Origin of the sequence: Limosilactobacillus antri DSM 16041, from assembly GCF_000160835.1 — a bacterium.
GTDB classification, from domain to species: domain Bacteria; phylum Bacillota; class Bacilli; order Lactobacillales; family Lactobacillaceae; genus Limosilactobacillus; species Limosilactobacillus antri.
The window spans coordinates 14952-35415 of record NZ_GG700733.1; the positions used below are offsets into that span (position 1 = coordinate 14952).

The following is a 20464-nucleotide window of genomic DNA, read 5'->3' on the forward strand; positions in this document are numbered from 1 at the left end:
CTCACTTAATTTCAATCTTCGCTGCCCCAGCCGGCCGCTCGCGCAGGCAGCCAACCTGGTAGCTTTCCTGTCCTGCTTCAGTCAGGGCCGCCTGCACCGCCGTTAGCTTTTCCGGTTGAACAGCCAGAACCAGGCCGAGCCCCATGTTGAAGGTTTGCCAGCAATCCGCCAGCGGCAGGTTGCCGAGCTTGCGCAGGTAAGTGAAAATCGGCAGCTGCGGCCAGCTGCCCGCGTTGACGACCGCCTGCAGCTGGTCGCCAAACATCCGCGGCAGGTTTTCAATCAGGCCCCCGCCAGTGATGTGGGCAATCCCCTGAACTAGGCCCTGACGAATCAGCGGCAGGACCGGCCGGACGTAAATTTTTGTCGGCGCCAAAATGGCTTCGCCAATTGTCTGTCCCGCCAATTCCGCTGGGCGCGCGTCCAAGGCCAGCTGGTGGTCTTTAAAGAGGATTTGCCGGACGAGGGAAAAGCCATTGGAATGCAGGCCGCTCGATGGCAGGCCAAGCAGGAGGTCCCCCGCAGCCGGCCGGTCCGCCGTCAGCATGGCGGTTTTCTCGGCGACCCCGGTTACGGTGCCCGCCAGGTCGTACTCTTCGGGGGCATACATATCAGGCATTTCCGCCGTTTCCCCGCCAATCAGCGCGGCGCCGGCTTCCCGGCAACCCGCGGCCACCCCGCTGACGATTGCCGCCATCTTGGCCGGATCGTTATGGCCGGTGGCAATGTAGTCAAGAAAGTAGAGCGGTTCGGCGCCCTGGGCCAGCACGTCGTTGACGCACATGGCAACCACGTCAATACCGATCGTGTCGTGCTTGTTCAGGCGCTGGGCAATCAGCAGCTTGGTCCCCACCCCGTCGGTTCCCGAAACCAGGATCGGGTGTTTCACGTGTAACTCACCAAGGTCGAACAAGCCGCCAAAGCTGCCGATGCCACCAACGACACCGGGCCGGTTCGTAGACTTCACGGCATTCTTGATCCGGTCCACCAATTCGTAACCGGCATTAACGTCAACCCCAGCTTCTTGATAACGGTTCATTGCCGCGCACGCTCCTTTCGTTCACGCTGTTCCTGGGCATTCAGTGACTTGAGGTAGCCCGCCTCGTAATCGTACAGCGGCGTCGGGTAGTCGCCATTAAAATAGGCCACCGTCAGCCCGCCAGACGGGGCCTCCCCAGCATCAGGAACGTTGATGGCCTTGATGAGGCTCTCAACACTCAGAAAGGCCAGTGAATCTGCCCCGATCCACTGCCGCATCTCTTCGACCGAATAGTGGGCCGCGAGCAGCTCCGCACGGGTGGAAACGTCAATCCCGTAGAAACAGGGAAATTTAAACGGCGGTGAGGCAATCAGCAGGTGAACTTCCGTGGCACCGGCGTCCCGCAGCATCTTGACAATCTGCTTGGAGGTTGTCCCCCGGACGATCGAGTCGTCGACCACGATGACCCGCTTGCCGCTGACCACCCCGCGGACGGCGGAGAGCTTCAGGTGAACGCCCCGTTCCCGCAGGGCCTGGGTTGGCTGGATAAAAGTTCGGGCCACGTACTGGCTCTTAATCAACCCCATTTCATAGGGGAGGCCAATTGCTTCGGCGTACCCCGAGGCCGCCGAAAGGGAGGAATTCGGCACCCCAATCACGATGTCCGCGTCAACCGGGTGCTCCTGGGCTAAGCGCCGTCCCATCTCCTTGCGGGCGTTGTGGACCGTCACCCCGTGGATGATCGAATCCGGCCGGGCAAAGTAGATGTACTCCATCGAGCAGATCGCCAGCTGGGTGTCGGTCGTGTAGTGGTCAATGTGGAGGCCGTTCTGGTCAATGATAATCAGTTCGCCTGGCTGAACGTCGCGGACAAACTTGGCGTTGATGATGTCGAGGGCGCAGGTCTCACTGGCCACCACGTAGGCGCCGTTAGCCAGCTGACCAATGCAGAGGGGCCGAATGCCGTTGGGGTCGAGGGCCGCAATCAGGCGGTCCCGCTGCAAAAGCAGGTAGGCAAAGCCGCCGTGGACCTGGTTGAGGCTCTTCTTGAGGGCCGGGATAAAGCCCTCCTTAATGTGCTGGCGGATCAAATGAATCAAGATTTCTGTATCGGAGTCGGACTGAAAGACCGCCCCCTCGTCTTCCAGCTGGCGCCGCAGGGTGACCGCATTGGTCAGGTTGCCGTTGTGGGCCAGGGCGACGTCACCGTCATGGAAGCGAAAGAGGAAGGGCTGGACGTTGGCGATTGAGTTATGGCCGCTGGTCCCGTAACGGACGTGGCCGATTGCGGCGTCGCCCACCAGGCGTTTCAGCTCCGCCGGATCCGCAAAGACCGTCGCTAAAAGCCCCCGGTCCCGGTGCTGGTACAGCTTTTCGCCGTCACTAGAAACGATGCCGGCCCCCTCCTGTCCCCGGTGCTGGAGGGTGTGAAGGCCGTAATAAGTCAGTTGGCTGGCGTCAGGGGCCCCGAAGATCCCAAAGACTCCGCACTCTTCATTTAGTCCTTTGATTTCAGCTGGCATGGCAGGGCCTCCTCCCAGAGCTGTTGCAATTCGCTCACGTTTTGGTTGATTTCTGCGTTGGCGAGCCGGGCCTGCAGCCAGTGGCTGTTGGTCACGGTGCCGACCATCGCGGCATCCCCGCCCATGGTGCTTTCAAAGTCCGCGGCAAATTCTGCCGGAACGGTCACCACCAGGCGGCCCGGGGTTTCACTGAAGAACTGGTCCGCGGTCAGGTGGCGCAGGTCGAGGTCCATCCCCAGGTCCGTCTTGAAGAGGGTTTCGCTCAGGGCAACCCCCAGGCCCCCTTCGCTCAGGTCATGGGCACTGGCGACCTTGCCGGCCTGCATTAGCTTGAGCAGACGGTGCAGGTAGTCGCGGACGGGTTCCAGGTCGAAATCGGCAAGCGTCCCGCTGATCTCCCCCTGAAGCATTTTTTGCAATTCAGAACCCGCGTAATCGTCGCCAGTCTGCCCGACCAGGTAAACCCGGTCGCCCGGCTGCTGGACAAAGGACGGGATAACGTGGTCGAGGTTCTTGACCAGGCCGACCATCCCCACCATCGGGGTCGGATGAATCGCCTGACCGTTGTTTTCGTTGTATAGGGAAACGTTCCCGGAGATGACCGGGGTGTCAAAGACCCGGCAGGCCTCCGCCATTCCCTGAACGGACTGGTGGAGCTCCCAGAAAATTTCCGGGTCGTTCGGATCACCATAGTTAAGGCAGTCGGTAATTGCTAGTGGTTCGGCCCCGCTGGCAATGATGTTGCAGACCGCTTCAACTAGGGCAATCTGGCCGCCAACCTTCGGGCTCAGGTAGACAAAGCGGCCGTTGCCGTCGGTGGTCATTGCCAGGCCCTTATGCGTCCCCCGCACTCGGATCACGCCGGCATCACTGCCGGGGCCGACAACGGTGTTCGTCCGCACCTGGGAATCGTACTGCTGGTAAAGGCTGCTCTTGTCGGCAACCGTACTTTGCTGGAGCAGGGAGCGGAGGGTTGCTTCCACGTCCGTAATGTGGGGCTGCCAAGCGGGTGCCTGTTCGGCCGCAACGATCCGGGCCGGCTTCTGTTCTTCACTGGATTCTTCTAATACGTCATCGGTCAGACTGCTGACCGGAATGTCACAGACGACCTCGCCGTCATGGTGGAGGACGTACTGGTGGCCAGCGGTAATCCGGCCGATGGTGACCGCCTCGAGGTCGTAAAAGTCAAAGACCTTCTTGACGTCTTCTTCGTGGCCTTTATTGACACAGAGCAGCATCCGTTCCTGGGACTCACTGAGCATGATTTCGTAGGCCGACATCCCGGCTTCCCGCTGGGGGACCAGGTCAAGGTCCAATTCCATTCCGCTGTGCCCCTCGGAAGCCATCTCGGCACTGGAGGAAACGATCCCGGCGGCCCCCATGTCCTGGATGCCGACCAGCCAGTCGGGGTGCTTGGTAATTACTTCCAGGCAGGCCTCCAAGAGGAGTTTTTCCATGAAGGGGTCGCCGACCTGGACGGCGGAACGCTGGGTCGCGTTTTCATCGCTAAAGTCCGCCGAGGCAAAGGTTGCGCCGTGGATACCGTCCCGGCCGGTCTTGGCACCAACGTACATAACCGCGTTGCCGATTCCGGCCGCCTTCCCCTTTTGCAGGTCCTTCTGGTCCATTAGGCCGACGCTCATGGCGTTGCAGAGGACGTTGCCCTGGTAGCAGGGGTCGAAGGTCGTCTCACCCGCCACCGTGGGAATCCCCATGCAGTTGCCGTAGTCGCCAATCCCGCGGACGGTCCCGGTGACCTTCATTTTCGTCTGCGCGTCGGTCAGTTCGCCAAAGTGGAGGGAGTCCAGCGACGCTACCGGCCGGGCACCCATGCTAAAGATGTCCCGCAGGATCCCGCCAATCCCGGTTGCGGCCCCCTGGTAGGGTTCCACGGTCGTCGGGTGGTTATGACTTTCCGCCTTGAAGACAACGGCCTGGCCGTCATCAATGTCGACCACCCCGGCCCCTTCACCAGGTCCCTGAAGTACCCGGGCGTTCTTGTTGGGGAAGAGCCGGAGGACCGGCTTGGACTTCTTGTAAGAACAGTGTTCACTCCACATTGCAGAAAAGAGGCCGGTTTCTGTGTAGTTTGGCAACCGTCCCAGGAGCTGCTGGCTGATGTAGTCGTATTCGGCTTCACTGAGGCTCCAATCTAAGTAGGGTTTCTTGGCCTTGATTTCTTCCGGCGACATTGCTTGCTTCATCGTTTATTCCTCCACTTTTACACTGCCATTTGCCAATAGGGACTTGAATAACCGTAATCCATCAGTGCTGCCGAGGATTTCCTCAACGGCCCGCTCCGGGTGGGGCATCATGCCGAGCACGTTGCCCCGTTCGTTACAAATCCCGGCAATGTTCCGCAGGCTGCCGTTCGGGTTTTCCTCGGCGTAGCGAAAGACGACCTGGTGGTGCGCCTCAAGCCGGTCCAGGGTCTCGCGATCGGCATAGTAGCTGCCGTCCGCGTGGGCAATTGGCAGAGCAATCCGCTCGTGCTCCTGGTATTGACTAGTGAAGAGGGTCCGGTTGGAAACCACCTCCAGCGGCACCGTCTTGCAGACAAACTGCTGACTATCATTCCGTTTCAGGCTGCCTGGCAAGAGCCCCGCTTCGGTTAAAATCTGGAAGCCATTGCAGGTCCCGAAAACCGGCTTTCCCGCCCGGGCCATTTCAACCACGGCCCCCATCACGGGCGCAAACCGGGCAATCGCCCCGGCTCGCAGGTAGTCACCATAGGAAAAGCCCCCGGGAAGCATCACCGCGTCGTAGCCGGCCAAACTCTCCTGCTTGTGGAAAACGTAATCGACGTCGGCACCACAGACCGTGTGCAGGGCTTCGTAAATGTCAATATCACAGTTGGAACCTGGAAAAACGATTACCGCAATTTTCATTGGTGCTCCTCCATTACTTGGTAGGTGTAGGTTTCCATGTTGAAGTTGACCAGGAGCTGGTCGGCGATCTCCTTCACGGTTGCGTCAACCTGGTCGCCAGTCCCTTCAACCGTAACATCGAAGAATTTGCCGACTTGAACATCCTTGACCTCGTCGTGGCCCAAGTTGTGAATGGTCTTCTTAATCGTATCGCCCTGGGGGTCGAATACGGACGGCTTGTAGGTAACGAAAATCCGAACTTTAGTCATTAGTTTTCCTCCGCAATTGCTTGTTGTAACCGGGCCAGCACTTCATCATAGGTGGTTGTCAAGTCGGCGAGGTCCCGCCGGTAAACGTCCTTGTCCAGGTGGTCATTCGTCTTGAGGTCCCAGAGCCGGCAATTGTCCGGTGAAAACTCATCCGCCAGAATGATCTGGCCGTCACTGAGCTGGCCGAATTCCAGTTTGAAGTCCACCAACCGCATTCCCGCCTGGGCAAAAAGGTGGGTCAGCAGGGTGTTGACTTCCCGGCAGACACCCCACATTTGTTCAAGCTCCTGGTGAGTCGCAATTCCCAGCGCAATCGTTGCCGATTCGTTGATGAAGGGGTCGTCCAGCTGGTCGCTCTTGTAGAAGGTTTCTTCTACCGGTTCGGTTAAAGAGTCCCCCTCATTTAAGCCGTAGCGGCTGGCGAAGTGACCGGCAATCACGTTCCGGGTCACGAATTCCAGCGGTACCATCTGGCACTTCTTAACCAGCTCTTCCTTGTCGGACAGCTTCTTGATGAAGTGGGTCTGAATCCCGTGACGGACTAAGTATTGGAAAACCAGGGTGGAGATGGCGTTTGCGGCCTTCCCCTTGCCGGCAAAGTGGTCCTTTTCCTTGCCGTTGAGCGCCGTTGCCTGGTCCATGTAAACCACCCGGAGCACCTCCGGGTCGTCGGTCTGCCACATTTGCTTTGCCTTACCGGTATACAATAATTTTTCCATCTTAGTCGCGGCTCCTTTACTGTAATCACGAACAATATTTAATATAACGATCAAATTAATTCGTTATTTCCTGCTATCAATATACTATCGTACCGGGATGGTGTCAACGGATTTTGTGAACTTTAATCTTTTATTTCAAAATATTGTTCGTAATTGCTCCTAAACAAAGAGTGCCGGCCAAATAAATGGCCAGCACCCGTAAGAGAGTTTACAATTGATAGTAAAGGGGACATTGAGAATGGAGAAAGCAATCATGAGTATTCGCCGGGCGCACGCCAGCGACTGGGAAACAATCATCAATATCTTTAACGAGGCCGTCGCGGCGGGAATTGCCACCGACGAAAGTTCGCCCATCACCGTTGCAGACCGGGCGGAGTGGTTTGCCCAGTTTGACGACTGGCACCCGCTCTGGGTAATTACCGTTGACGGGGTTGTCCGCGGCTGGTGCGCACTGGAATATTTCTACCCGAACCCCGCCTATGCGGACACCGCAGAAATTGCCATTTATATCCAGCAACAGGCCCACCGGCAGGGGCTCGGCCGCCGGCTTCTCGCATTTGTCGACCAGCAAATCAAGGACCGTCTGCACTTCAGGACGGTTGTCGCCTACATCTACGAACGCAACCGGCCCAGCCAAGCGCTCTTTAAGCAGAACGGCTTTAGCTACTGGGGCCGCCTCCCCGCCATCGCCAAGGTTGCCGGTGAATACCGGGAACTCAAGATTTACGGCAAGAACTACCCTAGCGGTCGCGCTTAATGACGGCCGCGATTAGAAAGCAGAGCCCAAACAGTTGGCAGCCGTAGTTGAGCAGCTTGCCAACCGGGTCTTGACTAATGGCCAGGTTTACTAGCGGCGCCAAAACCAGGGCCAGGCCGAAGTAGAAGCTGCTGGTCTTATAAAAGTAACGGTTAAATTTCATCTGACTACTCCCCAGGTTGAGTTTACTTCTACCATAACAAAAAGCGGTCCCGGATAAAATATCCAGGGCCGCTTTTTACCGATTAGTCCAACCCAATTCGCTTGTAAATATCGTCGACGTGGCGGAGGTGCCAGTGGTAGTCAAAGGCGTCGTCCAGGTCTTCCTTGGTCAATTGCTTTTGGATCGTCGGATCGGCTTCCAACAGCGGCCGGAAGGCAACCTGTTCGGCCCAGCACTTGGCGGTGTACGGCTGAATCAAGTCGTAGGCGGCTTCCCGGCTCATCCCGCTGTTGACCAGCTTGAGCAGGACCCGGCCGGAATAGATCAGGCCGAGGGTCTTGTCCATGTTCTTCTTCATCGTTTCGGGGAAGACGTCGAGGTTCTTAAGGATCCGGCCAAAGCGCCGCAGCATATAGTCCAGCAGGGACGTCGAGTCCGGCAGGATCATCCGTTCAGCGCTGGAATGGGAAATGTCCCGTTCGTGCCAGAGAGCCACGTCCTCGTAAGCCGTGACCACGTGACCCCGCAGGACCCGCGCACAGCCGCAGATGTTTTCCGAGCCAATCGGGTTGCGCTTGTGGGGCATCGCCGAAGACCCCTTCTGGCCCTTGGCGAAGTGCTCTTCAACCTCGTGGATTTCCGTCCGCTGGAGGGAGCGAATTTCGGTCGCCATTTCCTCCAGGCTGGTCCCAACCAGGGCAATCGTCGCGATGTACTCGGCGTGCAGGTCCCGCGGCAGGACCTGGGTAGAAATTTCTTGCGGGCGCAGGCCAAGCCGCTTGCAGACGTATTCTTCGACAAAGGGGTCGATTTCGGCGAAGGTGCCGACCGCCCCGGAAATCTTGCCGGCTTCAACACCGCGGGCCGCGTGCTCAAACCGTTCCTTGTTGCGTTTCATCTCGGAATACCAGCGGGCCGCCTTGAGGCCAAAGGTGGTTGGCTCGGCGTGAATCCCGTGGGTCCGGCCCATGCAGACGGTGTACTTGTACTTCTCCGCCAGTTCCTTCAGCACCGCCATAAAGTCATCGATGTCCTGCCGTAAAATATCGTTGGCCTTCTTCAGCCGCAGTCCCTGGGCAGTGTCAACCACGTCGGTACTGGTCATTCCGTAGTGGACCCACTTCTTTTCGGGGCCGAGGGACTTGGACACGTCACGGGTAAAGGCGATGACGTCGTGGTGGGTAACGGCCTCAATTTCGGCAATGCCGTCAACGGTGAACTTAGCGTTCTGCTTAATCTTTTCCACGTCTTCCGCCGGAATGTGGCCGAGCTTGCTCCAGGCTTCATCAGCCGCAATTTCGACTTCCAGCCAGCACTGGTACTGGGTTTCCAGACTCCAGATCTTTGCCATTTCCGGACTTGTATAACGATCAATCATCAGTTTAAAATCCTCTCTATCTTATTCTCCAGTTATTATCGCACAGGCACCGCCACGGCGTAAAGCCGAACCTTATTCTGACCAAATCCCGGTATTGTCAATTTCTGTTAGCGTTTGCTCCACATCATCCGTTAGGATCGTCACGTGCCCCATCTTGCGGTTGTGGCGAACTTCCGCCTTCCCGTAGTCGTGGAAGTGCCAGTTCGGCTGCTTGGCGATTTGCTCCCGAACCCCGGCAACGTGCTGGCCGAGAACGTTGACCATCACCGCCGGTTTGAGCAGGTCAATCTTGGGCAGCGGCCAGTTGCAGACGGCCCGGTTGTGAATCGCGAACTGGGAGAAGTTGCAGGCCTCGATGGAATAGTGGCCGGAGTTATGGGGCCGCGGGGCTAGTTCGTTGATGTAGATCTCGCCATCGCGGCCGACAAACATCTCCACGCCGAGGATCCCGCGGAGGTCAATGGCGTGGGCAATTTGGACCGCCATCTGCTGGGCCTTTTTTTGCAGTTCCGGCGAAATTCGGGCCGGGATAATACTGATGTGGAGGATTTCGTCGTGGTGAATGTTTTCGGCAACCGGGAAGACGGTGACTTCGCCATTTTCGTTCCGCCCCACCATCACTGAACATTCAAGTTCAAATGGCACCCAGCCTTCCAAAATCGCGTCCCGGGTTGACAGGATACCGGTACACTTGGCAAGGTCGGCATCGCTATGGAGGACCTCCTGACCATGGCCGTCATAGCCACCCTCACAAGTTTTGAGGACACAGGGGTAGCCGAGTTCTGCCACGGCCCGCTTCAAGTCCGCCGCGTCCTTGACCGCCCGAAACGGTGCCGTCTGGAGACCCGCATCCCGGAGAAAGGTCTTTTCCCGAATCCGGTTTTTGGTCGTATAGAGCAGGTGGGTACCCTGGGGAACGTAGACCTGGTCAGCCACATCCTTGAGGGCGTTCAAGTCGACGTTTTCAAATTCGTAGGTTAGGACGTCCGACCGGCGGGCCAGTTCCTCGATTGCGGCCACGTCCGCGTATTCGGCCACGATCTGGTCATCAGCGACCTGGCCGGCCGGACACGCCGGCGTCGGGTCTAAGACAAGCACCTTCATCCCCGTCTGCTTAGCGTCTAGCGCCATCATCTGGCCGAGCTGGCCCCCGCCGATGATCCCAATGGTTTGGCCCGGTTGAATCATTTTAGTCAAGGTGCGCCCCGCTTTCTGCCGCCTGATCGTGCATTTGCTTACGGTAGTCAACGATCTGCTGCTGGATTGCTGCGTCAGTGATGCCCAGGATTTGTAAGGCAAGCAAGGCCGCGTTCTTAGCACCGGCCACCCCAATTGCGGTGGTGGCGACGGGAATCCCGGCGGGCATCTGAACAATTGACAGGAGGGAGTCCATCCCACCGAGGGCCTTGGTTTGTCCCGGAATACCGATCACGGGCAGCGGGGTGTTGGCCGCAATCATCCCCGGCAAGTGGGCCGCCCCGCCGGCACAGGCGATGATGACCTTGGTTCCGTCGGCAACCGCTCCCTGAGCAAAGGCGAACATTTCCTTTGGCATCCGGTGGGCGGAAATCACCCGTTTATCGTAGTCGACGCCAAACTGATCCAGGATCTGGCAAGTCTCCTTAACCGTTGGCCAGTCTGACTTACTACCCATTACAACACTAATTGCACTCATTGTCCTACCTCCTTAAAACTGCTTTAAGGATAACAGATCAGGAAGCCGGCTTCAATAATTTTACGAACAAAAATCTATATTTAAATTATATAGTTCGGTAAACTACCAAAGGATAATTTGAAACGCCGTACCGACCAGCAAGTGCTAGCACAGTACGGCGTTTCTGCAATCATTTAATTCTCCCCACCAAGACCATCACCGGCCAGATCCCCCGTTGACTGCCAGCCAGGCCCCGACTAAAATGATTAAGAAGTACGACAAGCCTGCTTGCCGCCGCAAATTCTTGGGAAGTTAAAGGGTCATTGGGAATGAATAAAGAGTTAAAAATAATGTTTAAGATCGGTTTTAGCCTCCTGGCGCTGTTGCTGATAATTATCAACGGCCATTCCTGGATTGCACACAAGCGGACACTGCCGGGCACGGATAGTAGTTTCCAGGTCGCCGTTAACCGCCTCCGGCATCCCCAGCTCAACCACCCGTCAGAACTGGCCCGCTATCCCCGCCTAAAAGGACAGCCAGCGCTTTACCTAGTTGCGATCAGAAAGGAACGGCGGCTATACGTCATCAGCGGCCACCAGGTTCTGTACATCGTAAACGCCAGGATCAATTTGTCACCGGTCACTCTGCACATCAATCATTCTCGCGGAAATCAGATCTTTAACCAGAATAACAATGTCCAGCAAGTGGGCACCAACTGGTTAAGTCTTAGTCAGGCCGATACCTTTATCGAAGCACCGGTAGAAGTCAACAATCACCGGGTGCACGGCAATTGGCTTCACGCGCGTTACCACTGTGCCAACACAATTGACGTTTCCAAGCCGGATGCTTACTGGTTGCAGGACCTCCCGGCAGGGACCCGGTTAGTCATCAAGTAAGGATGGTGGTTTTAAGGTGAAACACCGATTAACGAGAAAATTTCTTAAACACGTCGCGGTAACCGACCTCTTTATCTTCCTGGCTCTGTTCTGCTACAACGTCTTATCGTGGCTGCTTCCGGTGGCGCGGGTCCGGCTCGGCGAGATCATTCTCATCCTGCTGGTGGTGGACCTCTGCCTCGTCAGTATTAAGCTAATTAACAATTACGATTTTGGTACCCACCGGTAAGTGGGTCGACATCCACTGGGCATCGGGGACCGAAAGTCGGATACAGCCGTGGGAGCCGGTCGACTTGCCGAGTTTCTTGGCTTCGGCGACGTTGTAATTCCCACCCGCCACAGTCGGCACACTGTGGAAAAGGTAGGTTCCGTGGTCCAGCCAGGAAACATAGTAGTTTGCCCCTTCGTTTAAGGAGGAATTGAAAAAGCTGTCGCCGCGTTCGGACTGGGCATAGTAGGTCCCAGTCGGCGTCATGCTTTCCATTTTCCCGGTCTGAGGGTTGCGCTTATACATCCCGCCAGTGCTGTACATGGTGTAGAGCAATTTCTGGCCGTCGTACAAATAGGTGCGGTTTTTCTTCAGGCTGACCTTCACCCAGAAGTCCTTGGTTTTTGCTAGGTCAGGGTAGGGAACGGTTTCTGAAGACTTGCGCCAGTCAATCGGGACCCGCATCTTACTGGATCGAGCAGGGGAGTGACTTCGATGGACCGCTTGCTGGTGGTCAGTGGCAAGCTGGGCTTGGCGGGCTGGTTTGGGCGATTGTCTGTGGCTTTTTCGCAGTTCTGGACCCATTCCGACAATGGCCACGACCAGGTAGATTCCCGCGTAAATTCGATTTTTAACGGCTAATTTCAACGTCTTCCACTCTCTTTATACTTTCCCGATTTATAAAATAATGGTTTATAATTATTATAAAAGAAGCAAAATTCAATTCAATAAGGCAGGCCATCTATCTTGAGAAATAACCTAAAATTATCATACTTAACCGCCATCTTTTTCTTTGTGGTTGCTGTAATTTGTGCTAATTTTGCTTGAGGATGGGGACAATGCTAAAAAAGATTTGGGTGTACACAATCAATCATAAGTGGTCAAAGGACATCCTTCGGGCCAACTTGCTCTACCTGCTCTTAGTTCTGATTTACAATCTCTTTCATTTTCGCCTGCGGCCGATCAGCTGGCACCTTTTTAATAAGGCCTTCTGGCTGATGAACCTGTGCCTGGTGATTAAAATGTTTTTGAACGCCTACGATAAGGCGGAACGGCAAAATAAGAAAATTCAGTAGTCTCAACCAGGGAGTGGGACAGAACTAGTTTGCCTAGTTCGCTGTCTCGCTCCTTTTAGTTATCGCCCTCGGCCGATTTAAAAAGCGGCCCAATTAATCCGCCCTGGTCAGCAGCTAATAAAATTAACTTTTACCTGGCAAACGGCGCCCCGACTACCCCGTGGCGGTTTAATTATTAAAATGATTACAGGAAAATTAAAAAAACGTGAGAAAAAATGTTGACATCTGCTTGCACCTAATGTAAATTAACATCATCAAATTTATCATTAAATCTTTAGCAAAGGGAGGTAGCTCACCATGATGATGGTTAACGTTCAATTAAATAGCCAATTGATTATTGTCATTATTAGCTTGGTCGTTATTATTACCATTTCTGGTGAGTTAATGCCCGGGCCATTTTGACATGGCCAGATAACTGAAGCGGCATCAAAGGCTCCACCAGAAGAACTATTTTCTGGTGGGGCCTTTTTTCTTGGCTGAATGAGGTAAGAAAAATTTGATAATCTAAGACTTTACTTTTAGGAGGTGACTTTATGGCACAAGTAAGCGGTTCGCAAATATTGCTTGATGAACTAACCGCCCACCAGGTGGAAGTGGTTTTCGGTTATCCCGGCGGCGCAGTGATCCCCCTCTATGACGAAGTTTATTGCCAAAAGTACAATAATATTCTCGTCCGTCATGAACAGGGGGCGGCCCACGCAGCAGAGGGCTATGCGAAGTCAACGGGAAAAACCGGCGTTGTTTTTACCACTTCCGGTCCTGGGGCCACCAATGCTTTGACCGGGATCGCTGATGCCAAAGCTGATTCGGTGCCGATGGTAATTTTTACCGGTCAGGTAAATCGCGCAGCAATTGGCACGAATGCTTTCCAAGAAGTCGACATTGTTTCGATGGCCAAACCAATCACCAAAGCAATTTTCCGGGTTTCAACGCCCAGCGCACTCGCCAGCACGATTCGCCAGGCGTTCGCCATTGCGCAAGCTGGCCGCAAGGGGCCGGTCTTGGTCGACCTGCCAAAGGACATTACTACCGCAATGGTTCACCCCGCTGCCCAGACGACGCCAGCTACGCACCACCCCACTAACTCGGGCCAAGCTGGCTTCACCGAAGTTTGGCAGGCCCTGAAGCAGGCTCGCCGCCCGCTCTTCCTGTTCGGCAACGGCGCAGCGACTGAACAGGCAAGTCAGCTCGCCCGGCAACTGATCCTGCGGACGAAGATTCCGGCCGTCGCCACCCTGCTTGGCCTAGGAATTGTTCCTAGCGATCACCCGCTCTTCCTGGGAATGGGTGGAATGCACGGGTCCTATGCCGCCAACATGGCTTTGAGCAACTGCGACTTCCTGATAAACATTGGGGCACGGTTCGACGACCGGCTCGCCACCGACCCGACCAGCTTTGCACCCCACGCAAAAATCGCTCACTTTGACATTGACCCGCGGGAGCTGGGCAAGCTTGTTCCCACCGATTATCCAGTCGTAGCGGATGCTCGTGACGCATTGGAATGGCTGGTGGCAGCTAGTCAGCGGGAAAATGTACTGCCACATTCTGAATGGAACAGCCAAGTCAAGGCTTGGCAAACGCTGCACCCATTCACATACCACTATGAAGAAAATACTATCAAACCCCAAGCAGTCATTGAAGACGTCAGCAAACTAACTGCCGGACAGGCAGTGGTGGTCACTGACGTCGGGCAACACCAAATGTGGGCAGCCCAATTTTATTCCTACCAGCACCCGAAACAGTTAGTAACGAGCGGTGGTTTAGGAACGATGGGCTTTGGCTTGCCCGCGGCAATCGGCGCCAAAGTTGGCCAGCCCGAAAAGGCCGTGGTCCTGTTTACCGGCGATGGCGGCTTCCAGATGACGCTGGAGGAATTAGACGTCATTCGCGAACGACAGTTAAACATCAAGATTGTCTTGTTTAACAACCACGCCTTGGGAATGGTTAAGCAGTGGCAGGACTTATTCTTCAACCGTCACCGCAGCCAAACCGTCTTTAAAACGCAGCCTGATTTCCAGCAAATCCTTCGTGGATATGGAATTGACAGCTACCAGCTGCACAGTGATAACTGGCAGGAAGAACTGGCCGAAGCCTTTGCCAGTCCGCACGCCGCGTTTATTGAAGTACCAATTCCGGCTGATGAGAACGTCTACCCGATGGTGCCAGCCGGAAAAGCAAATTCCGAAATGATTTTAGAATAAATTGGTTTAAGAGAGAAAAGATAAAGGAGATTTTGATTATGGTTGAAATGTTATACGAAAAAGATGTTACTACTAATTACCTTGACGGCAAGAAGGTAGCCTTCGTTGGTTACGGTGCCCAGGGTCACGCCCAAGCAAACAACTTGCGGGATTCCGGTTTCGACGTCATCGTCGGCTGTCGTCCAGGACAGTCTGCAGACAAGGCCCGCAAGGACGGTTTTGAAGTTTACTCAGTTGCCGAAGCCGTAAAGCAGGCTGACTGGGTTCAAATGTTAACCCCAGATGAAGTCATGGCGGACGTCTATAAAGAAGAAGTCGCTGACAACCTGGAAGCCGGCAACGTCTTAGGCTTTTCCCATGGTTTCAATGTTTACTACAAGGAAATTGTCCCACCGGCTGACGTGGATGTCGTGATGATGGCACCTAAGGGCCCAGGTAACTTATGCCGGCGGACTTACATGGAAGGCTTTGGGGTTCCAGCATTATACGCAGTTTGGCAAGACGCTTCCGGCCACGCGGAAGACCTGGCAAAGGAATTTGCTAAGGGGAACGGGGCGGCCCGGGCCGGCCTTCTGGCAACTACATTTAAGGAAGAAACTGACGAAGACCTGTTCGGTGAACAAAACGTCTTAATGGGTGGGGTAACCGCCCTGATCCAAACCGGTTTTGAAGTTTTGACGGAAGCCGGTTACTCACCAGAGTTAGCCTTCTTTGAAGTTGACCACGAAATGAAGCTGATCTGTGACCTGATCTACGAGGGCGGTTTTGCCAAGATGTACAAGGACTGCTCCAACACTTCCGAATACGGCTCATACACCCGTGGGCCAAAGGTCATCAACGAAGAATCAAAGCGGGCAATGAAGCAAAACCTGAAGGAAATCCAGGACGGAACCTTCGCGAAGGAATTTATGGAAGACTACCACAACGGGTTCAAGAAGCTTTACGCGTATCGTAAAGAAATGGAAAACTCAAAGCTGCAAGAAGTTGGGGACGAATTGCGGACAAAGATGCCATTTGTTGCCGCTGAAGATAAGTACAGCGACTAATTACCTCAATCAAGCTGGGCGGATTCTGACTGGGTCCGCTATAATCAACCCTTGCAAGAGTAGACGGGTTCTTGGTGTTCGGTTTAGCTGAATACTAAGAACCCGTTTGTCTTTAACAAATTAACTGGAGGCGAGAAAATGACAACAGTTTTAAGTTTGAAGCACGTTAGCGTTGTCCGGGGCGACCGGGAAATCCTGCACGACTTGAATTGGACCATCCAGGCAGGAGAAAACTGGGGCATCCTGGGGCTGAATGGTGCCGGCAAAACCACCCTGCTCAAGGTCATTCACGGGGACCTCTGGCCAACCACCGGGCAGGTCGAAGTCCTCGGCGAAAAGTTTGGCCATACCAATATCAATGAATTGCGCAAGCGGGTCGGCTGGGTCAGTACCGCCCTGCAAGACTGGCTTCATCCGGGGGACCGCGCAGAATCAATCGTCCTGTCCGGCAAATTCGCCAGTATCGGGATTTACCAAGCGGTTACCGACGATGATAAAGCGGAAGCCCGCCGGCTGCTAGAACGGCTCGGGGGAAAATCATTGATTGGCAAGCCGTACCGAATCCTGTCGCAGGGTGAGCGCCAACTGGTGATGATCGCGCGGGCACTGATGGCAAAGCCAGAGCTGCTAATCCTTGATGAACCCTGCAACGGCTTGGACCTCTTTGCCAAGGCCCGGCTGCTGGACAAGGTTAAGCAAATTGCCAAAGCGCCCCACCATCCGGCAATTTTAATCGTGTCCCATCACACGACGGAAATCCTACCCTGCTTTAACCAGGTCCTTTTACTGAGGGCTGGTCACGCCTTTGACCAGGGGTCGCGGGACGCAATACTGACGCCGGCAAAACTAACCGCCTTTTATCAGGCTCCGGTTCAAGTCACGGTGGACAATAACGAAACCGTGCACGTTTTCCCTGGAGTAAGCTGGCAGCAGGCGACTAAATTACAGTAAGGTCCAAGCTGCCAAAGACAGCTAAGACGTTTAATTGTCATGCTCAAACAGTGTCTGCATTTGCAGATCGGTTAAGGCAAACTGCTGACGAATTTTGGCCTTCAGCTGGTCTTCCGCCATCCCCGTTTGACGCAGCAACTCAATCGCGCCCCGGACGGCTTCCATTTTACCAGCAGTGATTCCAGCCCGCCTGCCCTCTTCACGAACATCTTCATCGTGGAACATCATGTGGGTCTTGTTATCCATGTAATCATTCCTCCATTCCGTGTTCTTACTTAAATTCTGGATGTAATCCTTTAGTTCATCGACGTACTCATCGTTCTCTACATCCCTATTATCCACGTAATCGAGGAAGTTGCGCAAGTCTTTTGAGAGTGGGGCAGAACTAGCTTTCCTAGTTCGTAGTCCCACCTCCGTCGACGCGTAGCTAGCCTGTAGGAAGGATGGCTACGCCGCGCAGCAAGCCTATTTGGGGTTGGTCAAATGCTGATTTATCAGCGTTTGAACTGCCAGCCAGCTACTGTGCTGAGGCATTATTATCTTTAAAATAGTGAAGAGGCTGAGATAATTCCCAGCCTCTTGTATTTACTTAGAAAACCACTTTAGAATAACCCAGTAATCTTGCCGTCCTTATCAATGGTCATGTTGACCGCCGCGGGCACCTTGGACAGGCCCGGCATGGTCATCATGTTGCCAGAGAGGGCCACGATGAAGCCAGCACCCAGTTTCGGTACGAATTCCCGGATGTGGAAGGTAAAGCCGGTTGGGGCCCCTAACTGGGTCTGGTCGTCGGTAAACGAGTATTGCGTCTTGGCAATGCAGACCGGCAGCTTGTCCCAGCCCAATTCGGCAAACTGCTTCAACTGCCGCTGAGCCTTCCGGCTGAATTCAACGTCCTTGGCACCGTAAATCTTGGTTGCCACGATCCGGACCTTCTCTTCCGGGCTGGCGTCCAGGCTATACAGCTCGTGGAAGTCGCTCTCCTGGTCGGTCAGGCGGACCACTTCCCGGGCCAGGTCCTGGGTACCGGCGCCGCCCTTGGCCCAGGCATCCGCCGTTACCACATTGACCCCTAAGGCCTTACAGTTCTCCTCAATCACCTTGATTTCAGCCGGCGTGTCGGTTGCGAAGTGGTTGATCGCGACAACCAACGGTACGCCGTAGCGCTGCATATTCTTGATATGGCGGTTCAGGTTTGCCAGCCCCTGCTTTAGTTCTGGCAGGTTTTCGTCCTTGAGGTCGGCCAAGGCCGCGCCACCATTGTATTCCAGTGCTCGGACAGTCGCCACGATCACCACTGCATCGGGGTTCTTGCCGAGGACCCGGCGCTTGATGTCCATGAACTTCTCCGCCCCCAGGTCAGCACCAAAGCCGGATTCGGTAACGGTGTAGTCAGCCAGTTGCAGGGCCGTCTTAGTCGCCAGCACACTGTTGCAGCCGTGGGCGATGTTGGCAAAGGGTCCCCCGTGGATAATGGTTGGGGTGTGGTCCAGGGTCTGAACCAGGTTTGGCTTGATGGCATCTTTCAGCAGGATGGTGATGGCATCGGCAAAGCCTAGTTCGGCAACCGTCACCGGCTGCTTGTCATAGCTGTACCCCACGACAATGTGGCCAACCCGCTTCTTGAGGTCCATCAGGTCAGTAGACAGGCAGAGGATCGCCATCAGTTCGGACGCCGCGGTAATGTCAAAGCCGGTTTGCCGGGGAACCCCCTGCATGAGGCCGCCCAATCCGGTGACCACGTTGCGCAGTGCCCGGTCGTTAACGTCTTCGACCCGCTTCCAGATGATCCGCCGCGGATCCAGGCCGAGTTCATTACCCCGCATAATGTAGTTGTCAACCAGGGCCGCCAGGGTGTTATTAGCACTGGTCAGGGCGTGCAGGTCACCGGTAAAGTGGAGGTTGATGTCCTCCATCGGGACAACCTGGCTGTAACCACCGCCAGTGGCACCGCCCTTAATCCCAAAGACGGGCCCCATGGATGGTTCCCGCATTGCGATGATTGTCTGGTGGCCGAGCTGGTTCAGGGCATCCCCCAAGCCAACCAGCACCGTCGACTTACCCTCGCCTGCCGGGGTCGGGTTAATCGACGTGACCAACACCAATTTGTGCTTCTTGTCCGGGTGGGCCGTAACGGGCAGGCTAATTTTCGCCTTGTACTTGCCGTACTGCTCAATGTCGTCTTCACCCAAACCAATCTGGGCAGCAATCTCCTTAATTGGCTTCATTTCCGCCTGGTCAGCAATTTCGATATCAGTCATCATCGCAATCGTCCCCTTCCATTATTCACGAACTTTATTTTTGAAATATAAACCATCATCCGTTTATATTCATACAATACTGTATTTTCTGCGTTAAGTAAACCTCTTTTCACGAATAATTGACGATTTTAAATTAAAATCAGTCGTCTTTTTAAGCTTAACCTTTTCCTGAGCAGCTGTCAAAGTTCATTTCAAGCTCAATTATTGCTTTACAATAATCAATTATCGTTTTACAATAATTATGAATTTACCGGAGGAGGTTTCCGACCATGAAAAAGAAACTTATCAGCCTTATCTTGACACTCATCCAGCTTTCCGTTGATTTTTGTATTGTAGTCACCAGTGTCGCATTAGTCCTGGGAATTATTCTCGTCGCCTGTACCCCCTTTACCGGCTTTGCCCACGAACTCTTTGACTACCACAGCTGGTGGAGCTTGGTCCTCCAGGCAGTTGCGGCGGCCATGCTGGTCTTCCTCGCCATCATTATGTTTATCGGCGTCCATAGCCTTTTGCGCAATATTAATAGCGGCCTCTACTTCGTTAATCAAAACCTGGTGGCCGTTCGGCAAATTTTATGGCCGGCATTAGTAGTCTTCGTCTTGCAATCTCTAGCTTCCATCTGTTTTCGTCTCTGGAATATTCAGGATTTAATGGGCCTAATGACCTTTCGCGAGGGCGATTTCAGCAACGACCTTTTTTCACTGGTGATTTTCTTTTTAATCTACCTGATCTTCAAACGGGGAATCGCCCTGCAAAAGGACGCGGACGAAATTATTTAGTTAGGAGGTGCCAGCTAGTGATCACGGTCAACTTGGACGTTTTATTAGCAGAACGCAAAATGACTTCAAAAACCTTAGCCCAACGGATTGGCATTACTCCGGCCAACCTGTCAATCTTAAAGACCGGCAAGGCCCGCGGAATCCGTTTTGAAACCCTAGCAAAACTCTGTCACGAGCTCAACTGCCAGCCGGGCGATATTCTTGAATACCAGGAGGATGATTCAAATGCACTTCAATAAGCAATTTTATAAATATGCTAGTTTCTACTTTGCCCTGTGTTTCCTCGGCTGGCCCATCGTCATCACCATCTTTCAGCCCGAAAACCTGTTTGTAAACTTTTTCCAACTGCTCTTCGCATTCCTTGGGCTCGTCGGCTTAATCTATATCGTTTTCTTCGACAGCGACGATACTGGCGACTGGATCATCGCAGGACAGGGCCGCCACCTGAAGTTTAACCGGCATTTTTACCGCCGGGGCAACTTCTACTTTGGCCTGTTCTTGATTTTCGTCAGCTTACCAATCGGAACCGGGCTTAACCGGTGGGAAAACATCACCTACATCGTTCTCGGCGTCGTCTTCACAGCGGGAGCTTTAATTAAACGTACCCATTAAAAAAGGGCTGGGAATTAACTCAGCCTCTTTGCTATTTTAAAGATAATAATGCAACAGCGCAGTAGCTGGCTGGCAGTTCAAACGCTGATAAATCAGCATTTGACCAACCTAGCCATCCTTGCGGG

The 20464-nt window shown here is 54.3% G+C and carries 23 protein-coding genes; 10 read left to right on the top strand and 13 right to left on the bottom strand.

All coding sequences use genetic code 11. The features are described 5' to 3' along the window. Position 1: 1 nt before the first annotated feature. Genes purM through purC form a run of 6 tightly spaced genes read right to left on the bottom strand, consistent with a single transcriptional unit; the run spans position 2 to position 6357 of the window. A complete protein-coding gene (gene purM / locus HMPREF0494_RS03685) occupies positions 2-1039 on the bottom strand; it encodes a phosphoribosylformylglycinamidine cyclo-ligase (protein WP_007123587.1) in 1038 nt (345 codons plus the stop codon). After that, positions 1036-2502 (bottom strand): amidophosphoribosyltransferase, encoded by a 1467-nt coding sequence (gene purF, locus HMPREF0494_RS03690; protein WP_007123588.1) that lies wholly within the window; start codon positions 2500-2502, stop codon positions 1036-1038. The genes purM and purF overlap by 4 nt, the downstream gene beginning before the upstream one ends. Continuing rightward, positions 2478-4706, bottom strand: a complete 2229-nt coding sequence (gene purL / locus HMPREF0494_RS03695; protein ID WP_007123589.1) for a phosphoribosylformylglycinamidine synthase subunit PurL — start codon at positions 4704-4706, stop codon at positions 2478-2480. The genes purF and purL overlap by 25 nt, the downstream gene beginning before the upstream one ends. Positions 4707-4709: 3 nt before the next feature. After that, the gene (gene purQ, locus HMPREF0494_RS03700; RefSeq protein ID WP_007123590.1) at positions 4710-5390 is read right to left on the bottom strand and encodes a phosphoribosylformylglycinamidine synthase subunit PurQ; all 681 of its coding nucleotides are present in this window, start codon (positions 5388-5390) and stop codon (positions 4710-4712) included. Beyond that, positions 5387-5638 carry a phosphoribosylformylglycinamidine synthase subunit PurS gene (purS, locus tag HMPREF0494_RS03705; protein WP_007123591.1) on the bottom strand — a complete coding sequence of 84 codons (252 nt, stop codon included), beginning with the start codon at positions 5636-5638 and terminating at the stop codon, positions 5387-5389. The genes purQ and purS overlap by 4 nt, the downstream gene beginning before the upstream one ends. After that, positions 5638-6357: a phosphoribosylaminoimidazolesuccinocarboxamide synthase gene (purC, locus tag HMPREF0494_RS03710; RefSeq protein WP_007123592.1), complete on the bottom strand. Its 720-nt coding sequence runs from the start codon at positions 6355-6357 to the stop codon at positions 5638-5640. The genes purS and purC overlap by 1 nt, the downstream gene beginning before the upstream one ends. 238 nt (positions 6358-6595) lie before the next feature. Here purC and HMPREF0494_RS03715 point away from each other — a divergent pair, with 238 nt between their 5' ends. Further along, on the top strand, positions 6596-7114 hold the full coding sequence (locus HMPREF0494_RS03715) for a GNAT family N-acetyltransferase (protein ID WP_007123593.1): 519 nt from the start codon (positions 6596-6598) through the stop codon (positions 7112-7114). Here the strand turns inward: HMPREF0494_RS03715 and HMPREF0494_RS03720 are convergent. From HMPREF0494_RS03720 to purE, 4 genes are all read right to left on the bottom strand, one after another. Further along, positions 7098-7277, bottom strand: a complete 180-nt coding sequence (locus tag HMPREF0494_RS03720; RefSeq protein WP_007123594.1) for a hypothetical protein — start codon at positions 7275-7277, stop codon at positions 7098-7100. The two genes, HMPREF0494_RS03715 and HMPREF0494_RS03720, sit on opposite strands and share 17 nt — an antisense overlap. Positions 7278-7359: 82 nt before the next feature. Next, positions 7360-8655, bottom strand: a complete 1296-nt coding sequence (purB, locus tag HMPREF0494_RS03725) for an adenylosuccinate lyase (RefSeq protein ID WP_007123595.1) — start codon at positions 8653-8655, stop codon at positions 7360-7362. A 72-nt stretch (positions 8656-8727) separates the two neighbouring features. Further along, on the bottom strand, positions 8728-9843 hold the full coding sequence (gene purK, locus HMPREF0494_RS03730) for a 5-(carboxyamino)imidazole ribonucleotide synthase (protein WP_007123596.1): 1116 nt from the start codon (positions 9841-9843) through the stop codon (positions 8728-8730). Position 9844: 1 nt separating this feature from the next. Further along, positions 9845-10330, bottom strand: a complete 486-nt coding sequence (gene purE / locus HMPREF0494_RS03735; protein WP_007123597.1) for a 5-(carboxyamino)imidazole ribonucleotide mutase — start codon at positions 10328-10330, stop codon at positions 9845-9847. Positions 10331-10638: 308 nt separating this feature from the next. Between purE and HMPREF0494_RS03740 the strand changes: the two genes are divergently transcribed. Together HMPREF0494_RS03740 and HMPREF0494_RS03745 are read left to right on the top strand one after the other, a co-directional pair. Beyond that, positions 10639-11205: a hypothetical protein gene (locus HMPREF0494_RS03740; protein ID WP_007123598.1), complete on the top strand. Its 567-nt coding sequence runs from the start codon at positions 10639-10641 to the stop codon at positions 11203-11205. A gap of 16 nt (positions 11206-11221) precedes the next feature. After that, the gene (locus HMPREF0494_RS03745) at positions 11222-11434 is read left to right on the top strand and encodes a hypothetical protein (RefSeq protein ID WP_007123599.1); all 213 of its coding nucleotides are present in this window, start codon (positions 11222-11224) and stop codon (positions 11432-11434) included. On the opposite strand, the gene HMPREF0494_RS03750 is transcribed toward HMPREF0494_RS03745, so the two are convergent. Beyond that, positions 11399-12061, bottom strand: a complete 663-nt coding sequence (locus HMPREF0494_RS03750) for a L,D-transpeptidase (RefSeq protein ID WP_007123600.1) — start codon at positions 12059-12061, stop codon at positions 11399-11401. The two genes, HMPREF0494_RS03745 and HMPREF0494_RS03750, sit on opposite strands and share 36 nt — an antisense overlap. A 191-nt stretch (positions 12062-12252) precedes the next feature. Between HMPREF0494_RS03750 and HMPREF0494_RS03755 the strand changes: the two genes are divergently transcribed. The 4 genes from HMPREF0494_RS03755 to HMPREF0494_RS03770 all read left to right on the top strand — a co-directional run bounded on the left by HMPREF0494_RS03755 (position 12253) and on the right by HMPREF0494_RS03770 (position 16687). Continuing rightward, a complete protein-coding gene (locus tag HMPREF0494_RS03755; protein ID WP_040458765.1) occupies positions 12253-12489 on the top strand; it encodes a hypothetical protein in 237 nt (78 codons plus the stop codon). A gap of 533 nt (positions 12490-13022) precedes the next feature. Further along, positions 13023-14690 carry a biosynthetic-type acetolactate synthase large subunit gene (ilvB, locus tag HMPREF0494_RS03760; RefSeq protein WP_007123602.1) on the top strand — a complete coding sequence of 556 codons (1668 nt, stop codon included), beginning with the start codon at positions 13023-13025 and terminating at the stop codon, positions 14688-14690. A gap of 35 nt (positions 14691-14725) precedes the next feature. Continuing rightward, the gene (ilvC, locus tag HMPREF0494_RS03765) at positions 14726-15736 is read left to right on the top strand and encodes a ketol-acid reductoisomerase (RefSeq protein WP_040458910.1); all 1011 of its coding nucleotides are present in this window, start codon (positions 14726-14728) and stop codon (positions 15734-15736) included. Positions 15737-15874: 138 nt separating this feature from the next. Next, complete coding sequence (locus HMPREF0494_RS03770; RefSeq protein WP_007123604.1) at positions 15875-16687, top strand: ABC transporter ATP-binding protein; 813 nt, start codon at positions 15875-15877, stop codon at positions 16685-16687. 30 nt (positions 16688-16717) lie between these two features. On the opposite strand, the gene HMPREF0494_RS11590 is transcribed toward HMPREF0494_RS03770, so the two are convergent. Both HMPREF0494_RS11590 and HMPREF0494_RS03780 read right to left on the bottom strand, forming a co-directional pair. Then, positions 16718-16933, bottom strand: coding sequence for a hypothetical protein (locus HMPREF0494_RS11590; protein WP_040458766.1), 216 nt, complete (start codon positions 16931-16933; stop codon positions 16718-16720). Between the two features lie 356 nt (positions 16934-17289). Beyond that, a complete protein-coding gene (locus HMPREF0494_RS03780) occupies positions 17290-18951 on the bottom strand; it encodes a formate--tetrahydrofolate ligase (protein ID WP_007123606.1) in 1662 nt (553 codons plus the stop codon). Positions 18952-19217: 266 nt separating this feature from the next. Between HMPREF0494_RS03780 and HMPREF0494_RS03785 the strand changes: the two genes are divergently transcribed. From HMPREF0494_RS03785 to HMPREF0494_RS03795, 3 genes are read left to right on the top strand one after another with little or no spacing between them, the layout of a single operon-like run. After that, a complete protein-coding gene (locus tag HMPREF0494_RS03785) occupies positions 19218-19727 on the top strand; it encodes a hypothetical protein (protein WP_007123607.1) in 510 nt (169 codons plus the stop codon). 17 nt (positions 19728-19744) lie between these two features. Beyond that, a complete protein-coding gene (locus HMPREF0494_RS03790; protein ID WP_007123608.1) occupies positions 19745-19966 on the top strand; it encodes a helix-turn-helix domain-containing protein in 222 nt (73 codons plus the stop codon). Next, on the top strand, positions 19953-20339 hold the full coding sequence (locus tag HMPREF0494_RS03795; RefSeq protein ID WP_007123609.1) for a hypothetical protein: 387 nt from the start codon (positions 19953-19955) through the stop codon (positions 20337-20339). The genes HMPREF0494_RS03790 and HMPREF0494_RS03795 overlap by 14 nt, the downstream gene beginning before the upstream one ends. Positions 20340-20464: the final 125 nt, after the last annotated feature.

Excerpts from the sequence above, each read along its gene's own strand:
- purM (WP_007123587.1), bottom strand. The coding sequence starts at position 1,039 with ATGAACCGTTATCAAGAAGCTGGGGTTGACGTTAATGCCGGTTACGAA.
- purF (WP_007123588.1), bottom strand. The coding sequence starts at position 2,502 with ATGCCAGCTGAAATCAAAGGACTAAATGAAGAGTGCGGAGTCTTTGGG.
- purL (WP_007123589.1), bottom strand. The coding sequence starts at position 4,706 with ATGAAGCAAGCAATGTCGCCGGAAGAAATCAAGGCCAAGAAACCCTAC.
- purQ (WP_007123590.1), bottom strand. The coding sequence starts at position 5,390 with ATGAAAATTGCGGTAATCGTTTTTCCAGGTTCCAACTGTGATATTGAC.
- purS (WP_007123591.1), bottom strand. The coding sequence starts at position 5,638 with ATGACTAAAGTTCGGATTTTCGTTACCTACAAGCCGTCCGTATTCGAC.
- purC (WP_007123592.1), bottom strand. The coding sequence starts at position 6,357 with ATGGAAAAATTATTGTATACCGGTAAGGCAAAGCAAATGTGGCAGACC.
- HMPREF0494_RS03715 (WP_007123593.1), top strand. The coding sequence starts at position 6,596 with ATGGAGAAAGCAATCATGAGTATTCGCCGGGCGCACGCCAGCGACTGG.
- HMPREF0494_RS03720 (WP_007123594.1), bottom strand. The coding sequence starts at position 7,277 with ATGAAATTTAACCGTTACTTTTATAAGACCAGCAGCTTCTACTTCGGC.
- purB (WP_007123595.1), bottom strand. The coding sequence starts at position 8,655 with ATGATTGATCGTTATACAAGTCCGGAAATGGCAAAGATCTGGAGTCTG.
- purK (WP_007123596.1), bottom strand. The coding sequence starts at position 9,843 with ATGATTCAACCGGGCCAAACCATTGGGATCATCGGCGGGGGCCAGCTC.
- purE (WP_007123597.1), bottom strand. The coding sequence starts at position 10,330 with ATGAGTGCAATTAGTGTTGTAATGGGTAGTAAGTCAGACTGGCCAACG.
- HMPREF0494_RS03740 (WP_007123598.1), top strand. The coding sequence starts at position 10,639 with ATGAATAAAGAGTTAAAAATAATGTTTAAGATCGGTTTTAGCCTCCTG.
- HMPREF0494_RS03755 (WP_040458765.1), top strand. The coding sequence starts at position 12,253 with ATGCTAAAAAAGATTTGGGTGTACACAATCAATCATAAGTGGTCAAAG.
- ilvB (WP_007123602.1), top strand. The coding sequence starts at position 13,023 with ATGGCACAAGTAAGCGGTTCGCAAATATTGCTTGATGAACTAACCGCC.
- HMPREF0494_RS03770 (WP_007123604.1), top strand. The coding sequence starts at position 15,875 with ATGACAACAGTTTTAAGTTTGAAGCACGTTAGCGTTGTCCGGGGCGAC.
- HMPREF0494_RS11590 (WP_040458766.1), bottom strand. The coding sequence starts at position 16,933 with ATGGATAACAAGACCCACATGATGTTCCACGATGAAGATGTTCGTGAA.
- HMPREF0494_RS03780 (WP_007123606.1), bottom strand. The coding sequence starts at position 18,951 with ATGATGACTGATATCGAAATTGCTGACCAGGCGGAAATGAAGCCAATT.
- HMPREF0494_RS03785 (WP_007123607.1), top strand. The coding sequence starts at position 19,218 with ATGAAAAAGAAACTTATCAGCCTTATCTTGACACTCATCCAGCTTTCC.
- HMPREF0494_RS03795 (WP_007123609.1), top strand. The coding sequence starts at position 19,953 with ATGCACTTCAATAAGCAATTTTATAAATATGCTAGTTTCTACTTTGCC.